The organism is Streptomyces sp. ICN903 (assembly GCF_022015835.1).
GTDB classification, from domain to species: domain Bacteria; phylum Actinomycetota; class Actinomycetes; order Streptomycetales; family Streptomycetaceae; genus Streptomyces; species Streptomyces fenghuangensis.
This window is the reverse complement of the sequence record NZ_JAKMAY010000009.1, coordinates 1-13,969: the sequence shown is the minus strand read 5'-3', so window position 1 is coordinate 13,969 and position 13,969 is coordinate 1. Positions and strand designations below refer to the sequence as shown.

General features: G+C 71.0%; 9 protein-coding genes. 4 read left to right on the top strand and 5 right to left on the bottom strand.

All coding sequences use genetic code 11. The features are described from left to right. Positions 1-35 precede the first annotated feature (35 nt). Complete coding sequence (locus L7D48_RS01945) at positions 36-1,424, top strand: HAMP domain-containing sensor histidine kinase (RefSeq protein ID WP_237876746.1); 1,389 nt, start codon at positions 36-38, stop codon at positions 1,422-1,424. Positions 1,425-1,561: 137 nt separating this feature from the next. Next, positions 1,562-1,789, top strand: a complete 228-nt coding sequence (locus L7D48_RS01940) for a hypothetical protein (protein ID WP_237876744.1) — start codon at positions 1,562-1,564, stop codon at positions 1,787-1,789. Positions 1,790-1,995: 206 nt separating this feature from the next. Here the strand turns inward: L7D48_RS01940 and L7D48_RS01935 are convergent, their stop codons facing one another. The 4 genes from L7D48_RS01935 to L7D48_RS01920 all read right to left on the bottom strand — a co-directional run bounded on the left by L7D48_RS01935 (position 1,996) and on the right by L7D48_RS01920 (position 6,786). Beyond that, positions 1,996-3,447 carry a GH1 family beta-glucosidase gene (locus L7D48_RS01935; protein WP_237876742.1) on the bottom strand — a complete coding sequence of 484 codons (1,452 nt, stop codon included), beginning with the start codon at positions 3,445-3,447 and terminating at the stop codon, positions 1,996-1,998. A gap of 75 nt (positions 3,448-3,522) precedes the next feature. Next, entirely contained in the window at positions 3,523-4,461 is a 939-nt protein-coding gene (locus L7D48_RS01930) for a carbohydrate ABC transporter permease (protein WP_237876740.1), read from the bottom strand. Continuing rightward, on the bottom strand, positions 4,458-5,474 hold the full coding sequence (locus L7D48_RS01925) for a carbohydrate ABC transporter permease (protein WP_374490643.1): 1,017 nt from the start codon (positions 5,472-5,474) through the stop codon (positions 4,458-4,460). Before L7D48_RS01925 ends, L7D48_RS01930 begins: the two co-directional genes overlap by 4 nt. A gap of 28 nt (positions 5,475-5,502) precedes the next feature. Then, positions 5,503-6,786: an extracellular solute-binding protein gene (locus L7D48_RS01920; RefSeq protein ID WP_237876792.1), complete on the bottom strand. Its 1,284-nt coding sequence runs from the start codon at positions 6,784-6,786 to the stop codon at positions 5,503-5,505. 339 nt (positions 6,787-7,125) lie between these two features. Between L7D48_RS01920 and L7D48_RS01915 the strand changes: the two genes are divergently transcribed. After that, complete coding sequence (locus tag L7D48_RS01915; protein WP_237876738.1) at positions 7,126-8,163, top strand: LacI family DNA-binding transcriptional regulator; 1,038 nt, start codon at positions 7,126-7,128, stop codon at positions 8,161-8,163. Between the two features lie 210 nt (positions 8,164-8,373). Here L7D48_RS01915 and L7D48_RS01910 read toward each other — a convergent pair whose 3' ends face one another. Next, entirely contained in the window at positions 8,374-10,125 is a 1,752-nt protein-coding gene (locus L7D48_RS01910; protein WP_237876735.1) for a glycoside hydrolase family 6 protein, read from the bottom strand. 602 nt (positions 10,126-10,727) lie between these two features. Between L7D48_RS01910 and L7D48_RS01905 the strand changes: the two genes are divergently transcribed. Then, the gene (locus L7D48_RS01905) at positions 10,728-13,688 is read left to right on the top strand and encodes a glycoside hydrolase family 48 protein (RefSeq protein ID WP_374490640.1); all 2,961 of its coding nucleotides are present in this window, start codon (positions 10,728-10,730) and stop codon (positions 13,686-13,688) included. Positions 13,689-13,969: the final 281 nt, after the last annotated feature.

The following is a 13,969-nucleotide window of genomic DNA, read 5'->3' as shown; positions in this document are numbered from 1 at the left end:
CCGGGGCGGTGGCGGGCGGGAGAGGGGAGGGGCCAATGAGGCGGGCGCTGGTCAAGGTGTGCATCGCCGTGACCGCGATGGTCGTGGTGGCCTTCGCCGTGCCCCTGGCACTGGTGGTCAAGGAGATGGCCCGCGACCGGGCCTTCACGGGGGCCGAGCGGCTGGCCGCCTCCGTCACCCACCTGCTCGCCGCCACCGGCGGCGACCGGGGCCCGCTCCAGCGCGGGCTGGCCAGCATGCCTGCGCAGGCCGCCGGGCGGATCGCCGTGTACGCGCCCCCGGACCGGGAGGACGGGAGTGCCGAGATCGGTGAACGCCGCCTGACCGAGGAGAGGCTGAGGTCCGCGGCCCCTCTGGAGGGGGCGGCCGTCGTGCCCGTCGAGGGCGGCTTCGTGCTGCTCCAGCCGGTCACCACCGAACGGTCTGCCGTCGTCGAGGTGTTCGTGCCCGAGGAGGAGGTCACGGGCGGTGTCACCACCGCCTGGCTCGTCCTGGCCGGCACCGGCCTGGCGCTCGTCGCGGCGTCCGTCGTCATCGCCGACCGGCTCGGCACCCGCATGGTGGGCGCCGCCGAGCGGCTGGCCGGGGCCGCGAGGGAACTGGGCGCGGGGCGGCTGGCGGTGCGGGTTCCGGTGGAGGGGCCCGCCGAACTGCGCCTGGCCGCCGCCGCGTTCAACTCGATGGCCGACCAGGTCGCCCAACTGCTCGCCAACGAGAGGGAGCTGGCGGCCGATCTCTCCCACCGGCTGCGCACCCCCCTGACCGTGCTCCGCCTCAACACCGCCTCGCTCGGCGACGGCGACGCCGCCGAGCAGACGCGCGCGGCCGTCGCGCAGCTGGAGCGGGAGGTGGACCACATCATCCGCACCGCGCGCGAGCAGCGGACCCAGCCGCCGGACGCACCGGGCGGCGGCGCCTGCTGCGACGCCTGCGAGGTGATCCGGGAGCGGATGGACTTCTGGTCCGCGCTCGCCGAGGACGAGGGCCGCGAGGCGGAACTGGCCGGGGTCGAGGAGCCGGTGCGCGTCCCCGTGGCCCGCGCCGACCTCGCCGCCGCCCTCGACGCGCTGCTCGGCAACGTCTTCCGCCACACCCCGGAGGGCACCGCCTTCGCCGTGGACGTCCACCGCTCGGCCGCCGGCGACTCGGTGATCGTGCTGGTCTCCGACGCGGGGCCCGGCATCGACGACCCCGACGCGGCGCTGCGCCGCGGCCACGGCGACGGCGGGCCCGGTTCCACGGGCCTGGGCCTGGACATCGTGCGGCGGGTGGCGGAGTCCACCGGCGGCGACGTGCGGATCGGGCGCTCGGTGCTCGGCGGGGCGGAGGTACGGCTCCTGCTGTCCTCGGACGGGGGGTCCGCCGGCGGAGCGAGCCGCCGGCGCGGGCACAGAGTGCGACGGGGCGCGCGCCGAAAGTGGTGATTCCTCAGCCGTTCCGTAGACCGGCCTTAAGGGAGCCATAAGTTCCCGGACGCCTGCCCGGAACGGGTGGTTCGCCGGAATCCGCCTCGCTAGCGTGCTCCCTGTCCACGTTCCCCCTGGATCGAGGCAGGAGTGCCATGAGGAGCATCGCCGCACAGTGGCGCCGCCCGGGCGGGCGGCGGCAGCCGATCGCCGACGCGGCCGTGGCGGCGATCGTGGCGGCCGGCGGGCTGATCCTGGCCGGTACGGCGACGGCGGAGCCGGGCTCCGCGCCGTCCGCCGCGGCCGCCGCCGATCCGTCCACCGCCGATCCGTCAGCCGCGGCCGACGGGGCGCGGGAGGGCGCCGAGCCGCCTCCCCGCTGAACCTTCCGCCCCGGCCGCGCCGGTCCCCGTCGGCCGGCGGGAGCCGGCCCCCGTGAACCAGCCACCCCCCACGGCAGGCGGGGCGCAGCGGTCTCCACCCCCCACGCCCGCTGCGCCCCGCCCGGTCCGCCTCAGCCGGTCCGGCCGGCGCGTTCCGGTCTGCCCCGGTCAGGCCCTCCGGTCAGACCGTCCGGCCGCGGGGTGCCTCAGTCGGCCACCGGGTCCCCCACGGCGTCCACGGCGTCCAGTGCCTCGGCCGCGGCGGGGAGTTCGCCGGTCCGGGCGACCTCGGCGTACCACCGGGCGCTGGACTTGGGGACGCGCGCCAGGGACTCGAAGTCCACGTACACCGTGCCGAAGCGCTTGCTGTAGCCGTACGCCCACTCGAAGTTGTCCAGCAGGGACCACAGGAAGTAGCCGCGTACGTCGGCGCCGTCGGCGATCGCCCGCCGGACGGTGTCCAGGTGGCTGTGGAGGTAGGCGATGCGGTCGGGGTCGTGGACGGTGCCGTCGGGGGACGGCTTGTCGTCGCAGGCCATGCCGTTCTCGGTGATGTAGAGCGGGATGCCGCCGGTCTCGCGGTGGTAGCGCATGAGCAGGTCGTGCAGACCGGTGGGGTCGATCGTCCAGCCCATGTCGGTGGTCTCGCCGGGGGTCTGGTGGAAGGCGATGTCCTCCGAGGCCGGCCAGGGGGACTGCTCGCCGCCGCCGTGCCCGTCCCGGCGCGGCAGCTTCCGGTCGGCGGAGGCCGAGACCAGGGTGGGGGTGTAGTAGTTGATGCCCAGGGCGTCCAGCGGCTGGTGGATGTCGGCCAGGTCGCCGTCCTTGACGAAGCTCCAGTCCGTCAGGCGCGAGGTGTCCTGGATCAGGTCCTCGTCGTACACCCCGCGCAGCATCGGGCCGTCGAAGATCCGGTTGGCCAGGGCGTCGATGCGCCGCCTGGCGTCCAGGTCGGCGGGGTCGTCGGTGAGGGCCCGGACGGCGGCCGGGTTGATGCTGACGCCGATCTGCGCGCGGCCGGGGAGGGCGGCGCGCAGGGCCTGGGTGCCCAGCCCGTGGGCGAGGTTGAGGTGGTGGGCGGCGCGCAGCACGTCGGCGTGGTCGGTGCGGCCGGGGGCGTGGACGCCCGAGCCGTAGCCGAGGTAGGCCGAGCACCAGGGTTCGTTGAGGGTGGTCCAGCGCTCCACACGGTCGCCGAGCGCGCCGGCGACCAGGGAGGCGTACTCGGCGAACCGCTCGGCGGTGGCGCGCTCCGGCCAGCCGCCGGCGTCCTCCAGCTCCTGCGGCAGGTCCCAGTGGTACAGCGTGATCCAGGGGGTGATGCCCTTGGCCAGCAGCTCGTCCACCAGTGAGCGGTAGAAGTCCAGGCCGCGCTGGACGGCGGGGCCGCGGCCGGTGGGCTGGACGCGGGACCAGGAGATGGAGAAGCGGTAGGCGTTGAGGTTGAGGTCCGCCATGAGCTGGACGTCGTCGCGCCAGCGGTGGTAGTGGTCCACGGCCACGTCGCCGGTGTCGCCTCCGAGCACCTTGCCGGGGGTGTGGCAGAAGGTGTCCCAGATGGACGGCGTGCGGCCGTCCTCGGCGGCGGCGCCCTCGATCTGGTAGGCGGAGGTGGCCGAGCCGAACAGGAAGCCGGCGGGGAAGGAGGAATGGCTCATATGGGAGCGCTCCCATCGATGGTTGTACGGAAGGGGATGACGTGGTGGGGGCTGGGGGACGGGAAGGGCTGCCGGTCAGCCCTTGACCGCCCCCTGCATGATGCCGCCGACGATCTGCTTGCCGAAGACGGTCAGGATCAGCAGCAGCGGCAGGGTGCCCAGCAGCGCGCCGGCCATGATCACCGACTGGTCGGGTATGTAGCCCCGGCCCAGACCGGTCAGGGCGACCTGGACGGTCGGGTTCTGCTGCGTCAGCGCGATGATCGGCCAGAAGAAGTCGTTCCAGGCCATCACGAAGGTCAGCATGCCGAGCACGGCCATCGCGGGCCGGGCGGCGGGGAAGACCACGTGCCACACGATGCGCAGACTGCTCGCGCCGTCCACCCGCGCGGCCTCGATCAGCTCGGTCGGCAGCGCCTCCAGCAGGTACTGCCGCATGAAGAACACGCCGAAGGCACTGACGAAGGTCGGCAGGATGACGGCCTGGAGCTGGTTGGTCCACTCCAGTTCCGCGATCGCCATGAACAGCGGCACCACGCTGAGCTGCGGCGGCACCATCATGGTGCCGATCGTCAGCATCAGCAGCAGGTTCCGGAAACGGAACCGCAGTTTGGCGAAAGCGAACCCGGCGATCGTCCCGAACAGCACGGTGCCGACCGCGATGGACCCGGCGACGATGGTGGTGTTGAGCAGCGCCAGACCCATGTTGGCGTCGGTCCAGGCGATCTCCAGGTTCTTGAAGAGGTTGCCGCCGAACCAGAAGGGCGGCGGCATCTCCGCGAGCCGGGTGTTGTTCCGGGAGGCGGCCACGGCCGTCCAGAACAGCGGGAAGAGCGCGATCGCGGTGACGAGGAACAGCACCGCGTACGTCAGCTTGCCACCGTGCAGCGTGCCTCCGGCGCCGCCGGCCCGTCCCCGCGTACGCGGACGGCCGCGGCCGGTGCGGTGGTCCGCCCCGCCGGGTTCGGGTGCCGTCCGCGCGGGTGTCGCGCGGTCGGAGTCCAGCACGCTCATGAGCGCCTCCTCGCGGTCTTGCGGCCCAGCTCCCGCTTCTGCATGCCGCGCGAGATCAGCCAGTTGACCAGCGCGATCAGCACCAGGATCAGGAACATCATCCAGGCGATGGCCGAGGCCCGGCCCAGGTGCAGGTTGACCCAGCCCTGCTCGTACAGGTACAGGCCCAGGGTCTGGTACTGGTGGGCCGGACCGCCGTTCGCGCCGCCGCCGGGGTTGAACAGCAGGGGCTCGCCGAACAGCTGTGTCGCGCCGATGGTGGAGACGACGACCGTGAACAGGATCGTCGGCCGGAGCGCGGGGATGGTGACGTGGACGAACTGCTGCCAGCGCGAGGCGCCGTCCAGCGCCGCCGACTCGTACAGGTCCTTGGGAACCGCCTGCATGGCGGCGAGGTAGATGAGGGTGTTGTAGCCGGTCCAGCGCCAGATCACGATCGCGGAGATCGCGAAGTGGGAGGTCATGCCCTCGTGCCAGTTGACGGGGTCGATCCCGACGAACCCCAGGAACCAGTTGATCATGCCGTAGTCACGGCCGAAGAGCACGACGAAGACGAGGGTCGCCGCGGCCACCGAGGTGGCGTAGGGAGCCAGCATGGCCACGCGGTAGAACGTGGCGCCGCGCAGCTTGTAGTTCAGCAGATGGGCCAGCCCGAGCGCGATCAGCAACTGGGGCACGGTGGAGATGATCCCGATGCTGAAGGTGTTGCGCAGGGCGTTCCAGAAGAACTCGTCCTCGAGCAGCCGGGTGAAGTTGTGCAGCCCGGCCCACTCCATGTCGGTGGGGGCCGTCAGCGACACCTTGTGCAGCGACGCCCAGCCCGTGTAGAGCAGCGGGAAGAGGCTGAAGGCCCCGAAGAAGAGGAAGAACGGGGCGACGAAGCCGTAGGGGCTCCACTTCACGTCCCGCTGGTACCAGCGGCTGCGGCGTGCCCGCCGCCGGTCCTCGCGGGAGGAGGGGAGATGTTTGTGGCGCGGGGCCGCGCCCCCCTGCTTCACGGGGGGCGCGGACACCGGCGAACCGGTAGTGGTCACTTGTCGATCACTCGTCCAGGGCGTTGTCGACTGCCTTGGTGGCCTCTTCCCAGGCCTTGTCGGAGGACAGACCGCTGCGCTCCATCTGCAGGAGGCCGCTGCGGGTGATGTTCTCCTGGATGACCTGGTCCTTCGGGCCGATCACCTGGGTCGGGATGCCCTCGGCCGCCTTGGAGAAGATCTCACCGATGGGAGCGTCCGAGAAGTACTCGTGCGTGGCCTCGGCGACCTCGGGGGTCTCGTACGACTTCGGGGCGCTGGGGAAGCTGCCGCGCTCGGCGAAGAGCTTGGCCTGCTGGGTGGGGGCGGTCAGCCAGGCCGCGAGCTTGATCGCCTCCTCCTTGTTCTTGCTGCTCTCGGGCACTCCGAGGAAGGAGCCGCCCCAGTTGCCGGCCTTGGGCGCGGGGGCGACGTCCCACTTGCCCTCGGCCTTCTCGCCGCCCTTGTCCTGGATGTAACCGAGCATCCAGGCGGGGCAGGAGAGCGTGGCGAAGGTGCCGTTGTTCATGGCCTTGTTCCACGAGTCCGTGAACAGCTCGTGCTTGTCGGTCATGTCCTCGGAGGCGGCCTCCGCGGCGACGTCCCAGGCCTCCTTGACGTCGGAGTTGGTCTTGTAGATGACCTCGCCCTGCTCGTCGTAGTAGCGGGTGGCGCTGGAGGAGATGGCCGCGTTGTACAGGCCGCTGGCGGAGTCGACCCACTTGACGCCCTTGGGGGCGCTGTCCATGAACTTCTTGCCGGTGTCGAGGTACTTCTGCCAGTCGCCCTCCCACAGCTTCCCGACCTCTTCGCGGTCGGTGGGCAGGCCGGCGGCCTCGAAGTGGTCCTTGCGGTAGCAGATGGCCATCGGGCCGATGTCGGTGCCCAGGCCGATGGTCTTGCCCTCGGCGGTGGTGGCCTGGTTCCACTTCCAGTCGAAGTAGTCGTCCTTGGAGACTCCGCCGGCCTTGGACAGGTCGGCGAACTTGTCCGCCTGGGTCTGGACGACCTCGGCGATGTTCGCCACCTCGATGCCCTGGATGTCGGCGAGCCCGCTGTTGCTGGCGAGGCGGGTGAGGAGCTGCGGGTAGTAGTTCTCGTTCCGCTCGACGACGGTCTGCTCGATCTTGACCTTCGGGTTGAGCTTCTCGTACTCCTCGTAGAGCCCGGCCTCCTTGAAGCCGAAGGTCCCGAAGAGGCCGACGGTGATGACGGTCCTGCCCTCGCTGTCGGTTCCCCCGGCCTTCTCGCCCGAGTCGTCGTCGCTCGCGCATCCGGCGAGCAGGCTCGTGCCGATCGCCGCGGCGGCCATGACGGCCACGGCTCGGCGGGTGGTGCGGGTCTTGCGCACTGCGTCCTCCTAGCGCCCTGACGTTTCACTCCCGGCCGTGGAAGGGTGTGGGGGACCGCGGTGACGGATGGTGCTGCGGCTCGGGCTGGAACGTGCGGGTTCTGTATGGGCCAAGTCCTTTGGGAGCGCTCCCAGACGTGATGAGTTGAAGAGTCGCGGTTCCCTGGCGCGGGTGTCAAGGGAATGGACACACTGACCCGGCGCAGTTATCCGGCTGTTAGCTTCGGTGGCTGATCGATACTGGTGCAGGGGACCGACCGGTCCTGTGCAGGTGAGCCCGTACACCTTGGGGAGGCGGTCATGACAGTGAGCGGAAGGCGGGGCCAGCGGCCCACTCTGGAGCAGGTCGCCGCCTACGCGGGGGTGGGCCGCGGCACCGTCTCCCGGGTGATCAACGGCGCCGCCAACGTCAGCGACCAGACGCGCACCGCCGTCCAGCAGGCCATCGCCGAACTGGGCTACGTGCCCAACCGGGCCGCCCGGGCACTGGCCGCGGGCAGCACCGACGCGATCGCGCTGGTCATCCCCGAGGCCGAGACCAGGCTGTTCGCCGAGCCCTACTTCTCCGGTATCATCCGCGGCGTCAGCACCGAGCTCGCCGACACCGACATGCAGCTGCTGCTGACCCTGATCCGCAATCCCAAGGAACGCGACCGCTTCGCCCAGTACGTCACCGCCCACCGGGTGGACGGCGTGCTGCTGGTGTCCGTGCACGCCGACGACCCCCTGCCCGACCTGCTGGAAAGCATCGAGATGCCCGCCGTCCTCAGCGGCCGCCGCAGCGGCGACGAGTCGGTGCCGTACGTGGACTGCGACAACACCGGCGGCGCCCAGGCCGCGGTGGAACACCTGATCGGCCGCGGTCGGCGCGCCGTGGCCACCGTCACCGGACCGCTGGACATGTACGTGGCCCAGTGCCGCCTGCAGGGGTACCGCGACGCGCTGCGCGCCGCGGGTCTGGAGGAGGACGGGCGGCTGGTGGCCGACGGGGACTTCACCGAGGAGGGCGGCCGCCGCGCCATGGGGGAGCTGCTGTCGCGGCGGCCCGACCTGGACGCCGTCTTCTGCGCCTCCGACGTGATGGCCGCGGGCGCCCGTGCCGTGCTGCGCGAGTCCGGCCGCCGGGTGCCCGAGGACGTGGCCCTGGTCGGTTTCGACGACTCGGCCGTCGCCCGCCACATGGACCCGCCGCTGACCAGCGTGCGGCAGCCGCTGGAGGAGATGGGCCGGTCGATGGCCAGGGTGCTGCTGGAGCAGATCGAGGGCCGCAAGGCGGGCCGGGAGGACCACCCCAGCCGGGTGCTGCCGACCGAACTGATCCGCCGGACCTCCTCCTGACGTCCTGGTCCCCCGACCTTCCGACGGCCCCGGCCGGTCGCGCGGGCACGGCGGTCGCGCGGGCACGGCGGTCGCGCGGGCACGGCGGTCGCGCGGGCACGGCGGTCGCGCGGGCACGGCGGTCGCGCGGGCACGGCGAAGGGGCCGGCCGACGTACCGACCGGCCCCCCATCGAGCCGTCCTACCGCTGTCGGGCGATCACTTCAGTGATCAGTCGATCGGCGGGTAGGCGTTGCGCAGCAGCTCCTCGAACTGGGCCTGGAACCAGTGGCCGGAGACCGGCGCGCCGTCCAGGGCGCCCGAGGGGCTGTTGCCGTTGCGGACGTTGCCCTCGTAGCTGGGGTCGCACATCTCGTCGGCGCGCTTGCCCTCGTCGTTCGGGATGTCCTCGCTGGAGCCGTCCGACTCCCCCGGGGGCTTGATCCACGCGTAGGCGTCGATACCGGAGGCGGGAGCCGCCTTCGGACGCTCGCCGAGACCGGCGCCGGCCTGGTTGCACCAGTTGCCGGTGTGGATCCGGCGGTCGACGCGGCTGTTGTCGACGAACTCGTCCACGGTGGTCTTGGCGGCGGGAGCGGTCGGGCGCTCCGGACCGCCCCAGCCGTTGCGGGAGGTGTCGATGATCACGCCGACGTCGGAGTTGAAGCCGGCCCGGACGGCCTCCTGGCGGAAGGCCTGGGCGTAGGACTGCTCGTCGACGTAGCGGTTCCAGTCGACCCACTTGGACTGGCGCACGGAGGTGCCGTTCACCGAGTCGTTGATGCCGAAGTGCGGCTCCTTGAGCGCGCCGTAGTTGGCGACGTTGGCGGCGAAGCCGGCGACGTCGTCCGGAGTGGCGCCCTCGGCGTTGGCGGCCTCGAAGAGGAGGTCGGCGGAGGCGCCGAAGTTGTCGTCCCAGCCGAGCCAGCCGTGGTGGCCGATGTCGATGTAGTTGTAGACGTTGTCGAACTCGCCCAGCGTGGCCAGGTTGTAGCCGACGCCCTTGATGTAGTTGCCGTTGGCCAGCATCTCGTCGCAGTTCTCGGTGGCGGTGGGCCGGCCGCTGACGTTGGTGACCAGGTTCGGCAGCGAGTCGATCTCGACGATGTTCACGATGCGCAGGCCGGCGTACTTCGGGTCGCCGACGATCTCCGCGATCGGGTCGATGAACTCGTTCTTGTAGCGGTCGATCTCGTCGGGGCCGAGCTCGCCCTGGGAGGCCAGCGCGGCGCAGTCGCGGCCGGGCAGGTTGTAGGTCACCATCTGGAGCACGTCGGCGCCCTGCTCCAGGGCCGCGTCGAGGTGGTCGCGCAGACCCATGGTGTTCTCGCCCGCGGAGCCCGACTCGATGGCGGAGATGCGGTCCAGCCACACGGCGGTGGGCTGGTCGGCGATCGCCTCGCCGCCGCTCTCGGCGGCCTGCTCGGACCAGTCGGGGTTCACGTAGACCTGGGCGCCCTCGTAGGGGTTGTCCACGCGGTCACCGGGCGGGTCGGTCGGCTCGTCCGGCTCGTCGGGCTCATCGGGTTCGTCCGGGTCCTGGACGTCCACGTTGCAGGTGGTGCCGTTGAGCGTGAACGTCTCGGGCACGGGGTTGGAGCCGGAGTGCACGCCGTTGAACCCGAAGGTGGCGGAACCGCCGGCGGACAGCGTGGAGCTCCACGACGGAGCGCTCGCGGTCACGTGCGTGCCGTCCTGGGAGACGGTGGCGTTCCAGCCCTGACCGGCCTTCTGGCCGCTGTTGGCGTAGTCCCACTCCACCTTCCAGTTGCTCAGGGCGGAGGTGGCGTTGTTGGTCACGCTGACCGAGGCGGTGAAGCCGGAGTTCCACTCGTTGACGACCTCGTAGTCCACGGTGCAGACGGGGGCCGCCGCGGCGGTGCCCTGCATCATGCCACCCGCGCCGAGCACGCCGCCTATCAGCGCGCTGGCGGCGAGTAACGCCGTCCGGCGCCTGCGCGCCGGTTTAACGGTGCCTGTCATGCGATCTCTTCCTCTTCCTTCCGGTGTTCTCCGGATGACGACGGAGCCCAGCTCCGCGTTGGGGGTGCGGTCGTGTCACGGGTGCGAGTCCCGGACGGGGGGTCTTTCCGCCGCGGTGGGGAACGACCGCTGTCGTGGCGCGGAGCGAGACCTCGCTCCGCGCCCGTCTCCGGGCACGGCCTCCCGGAGCGTGCTCCGGTATCGGTGCCCGGGGAGGAGGGGGGTCGGCCGGGCGGTACCGGCCGGCCGGTACCGCGGTGGAGGGCGGCGCGGAGCGCCGCGTTGCCGGTCAGCGCCCGAGGGCGCGGTGGGGGGTGCATGAAGCGGCTCCTGGTCGGTCGAACGCGCCGTCCCTGGCGCACGACTGTGGAAGCGCTCCCACTGGTTGAAGGAGAACGTAGCGCCAACTTCCGGTTGTGGCCAGAGTGCGTTCAGTAATTGGCGGATCGAATTTCTTCGACGGGGTCATCTCGTTCAGACTCTTGACAGGTGTCATGTCCACCTTGACTCTTGGGAGCGCTCCCATTGGTTTCAGTTCCTCAGCCCCTGCGCCTTCGGGCGCCGCTCTCCCCACATCCCGAGCCGCGAGGAGGGAACCCCGCATGCGCGTGTTACCGGTACCGGACGTGCCGCCGAAACCCCCGAGAGGCAGGACCAGAAAACTGCTGGTCGCGGCCACCGCCGCGATCTCCCTGCCGCTGGGCATGAGCTCGGCGCTCAGCGGGACGGCCCAGGCCGCGGCCCTCCAGTGCAGCGTCGACTACACGAAGAACGACTGGGGATCCGGCTTCACCGCCAACGTCACCATCACCAACCGGGGTTCCGAGGCCATCGAGGACTGGACCCTGACGTACGACTACAGCGGCAACCAGCGGCTCCAGCAGGGCTGGAACGGCCGGTGGTCGCAGTCGGGCCGCACCGTCACGGTGCGGAACCCGACCTACAGCCCGAGGATCGGCGCCGGCGCGGCCGTCACCGCCGGCGCCAACTTCAGCTACAGCGGCACCAACACCGACCCGACCTCCTTCTCGGTCAACGGCACCCGCTGCGGCGGCAACCTCTCCGCCCCCACCGCCACGCTGACCAGCCCCGGAGCGGGCGCGGTCTTCTCCGCGGGCGCCACCATCCCGCTGACGGCCACCGCGAGGGCCACCGAGTCCGGGGCCACCATCGAGAAGGTCGAGTTCTACAGCGACACCGAGCTGCTGGGCACCGACACCACGGCGCCCTACTCCTTCGACTGGGAAGACGTCCCGGCCGGCAACTACTCGCTCTACGCCGTCGCCCACGACTCCAACGGAATGTCGAGCGAGTCCACCCCCGTCGGCGTCGAGGTGACCGACGGCCCCGCCGTGGTCGTCACCCCGGCCCAGCTCGGCGTGCGCCAGGGGGAGACCGCCCGGTTCGCCGTCAAGCTCTCCAGGCAGCCGTCCGCGAACGTGACGGCGACGGTGGAGCGCACCAGCGGGAACACCGGTCTGTCCGTGGCCGACGGCGCCTCGCTCACCTTCACGCCCGCCAACTGGGACACCCCCCAGGAGGTGACCGTCGCCGCCGACGCCACCGGCACCGGAGCGGCGACCTTCACCATCAGCGCCCCCGGCCACGACGAGGCCGAGGTGACGGTCACCCAGCTCGCCGGCTCCGGCGAGGGAGGCGAGTACGAGGACCGCTTCCTGGAGCTCTACAACAAGATCTTCGACCCGGCCAACGGGTACTTCTCCCCGGAGGGCATCCCCTACCACTCCGTCGAGACGCTGATGGTCGAGGCCCCCGACCACGGTCACGAGACGACCTCCGAGGCGTACAGCTACCTCATCTGGCTGCAGGCCATGTACGGCAAGGTCACCGAGGACTGGGGCCCGTTCAACGAGTCGTGGCAGATCATGGAGGACTACATGATCCCCACGGCCGACGACCAGCCGACCAACAGCTTCTACGACCCCTCCAGCCCGGCCACCTACGCGGCGGAGCACCCGACCCCCGAGGACTACCCGTCGGCGATCGACGGCAACGTCCCGGTCGGCAGGGACCCGATCGCGGGCGAGCTGCGCAGCGCCTACGGCACCGACGAGATCTACGGCATGCACTGGCTGCAGGACGTGGACAACGTCTACGGCTACGGCAACGAGCCCGGTAGCGTCTGCCAGGGCGGACCGGAGTCGGACGCGCCGTCGTACATCAACACCTTCCAGCGCGGCTCGCAGGAGTCGGTGTGGGAGACCGTCCCGCAGCCCACCTGCGACGACTTCACCTTCGGCGGTGAGAACGGGTACCTCGACCTGTTCATGGACGACGACAGCTACGCCGAGCAGTGGAAGTTCACCAACGCCCCCGACGCCGACGCCCGCGCCATCCAGGCCGCCTACTGGGCCGAGACGTGGGCCGAGGAGCAGGGCAAGAAGTCCGAGATCTCCGCGACCCTGTCCAAGGCCGCGAAGATGGGCGACTACCTGCGCTACGCCTTCTTCGACAAGTACTTCAAGAAGATCGGCAACTGCACCGGTCCCACCTCCTGCCCCGCCGGCACCGGCAAGGACAGCGCGCACTACCTGCTGTCCTGGTACTACGCCTGGGGCGGCGCCACCGACACCAGCGCCGGCTGGGCCTGGCGGATCGGCAGCAGCCACAACCACTTCGGCTACCAGAACCCGATGACGGCCCACGCCCTGACCACCGTCCCGGAGCTGAGGCCCAAGGGCTCCACCGCGGTGTCGGACTGGGAGAAGAGCCTCCAGCGCCAGGTCGAGTTCTACCGCTGGCTGCAGTCCGACGAGGGCGGCATCGCCGGCGGCGCGACCAACAGCTGGGAGGGCGACTACGGCACCCCGCCGGCCGGCACCCCCACCTTCTACGGCATGTTCTACGACGAGAAGCCCGTCTACCACGACCCGCCGTCCAACCAGTGGTTCGGCATGCAGGCCTGGTCGATGGAGCGCGTCGCCGAGCTCTACCACGAGACCGGCAACGCCACGGCCAAGGAGGTCCTGGACAAGTGGGTCCCGTGGGTCCTGTCCGAGGTGACGGTCAACCCGGACGGCAACTACCAGATCCCGTCCACCCTCCAGTGGTCGGGCAAGCCCGACACCTGGAACCCCTCCAACCCCGGTGACAACTCGGACCTGCACGTGACGGTCCGCGACTACTCCACCGACGTCGGCGTCACCGCGGCCCTGGCCAAGACCCTGATGTACTACGCCGCCAAGTCCGGCGACGAGGAGGCCAGGACCACCGCCAAGGCGTTGATGGACGCCATGTGGGACCACCACCAGGACGCCATGGGCATCGCCGTGGAGGAGACCCGGACCGACTTCGAGCGGTTCGAGAACCCGGTGTACGTCCCCGAGGGCTGGACCGGCACCATGCCCAACGGCGACAGGATCGACTCCGACTCCACCTTCCTGTCGATCCGCTCCTTCTACGAGGACGATCCGCAGTTCAACAAGGTGGAGAGCTACCTGAACGGCGGCGAGGCGCCGACGTTCACCTACCACCGCTTCTGGGCCCAGGCGGACGCCGCTCTCGCCCTGGCCACCTACGCGGACCTCTTCGGCGACCAGTAGCCGCCGAGGGGGATGAAGCCGGCCCCCCGGTCCGGTCTGGTCGACGGCGGCCGCACCGGGGGGCTCCCAACCCGTACCACCGGCGGCACCGGTACGAGCGGTGCCGCCGGCCGGTGACGAGCCGGAGCGGTGGTCCGTCCGTCCCCGCCTCTCCACCGCCCGGCCGCACCACCCGGCGGCCGCGGCCGTCCCGCACCGGCACCCGGGAACGCACCGGGTGTCGCACGCGGGGCGGGCGCGGCCGCTTTCGGTACCTCCCGCCGTCCTTCGCCCCCTCGCCC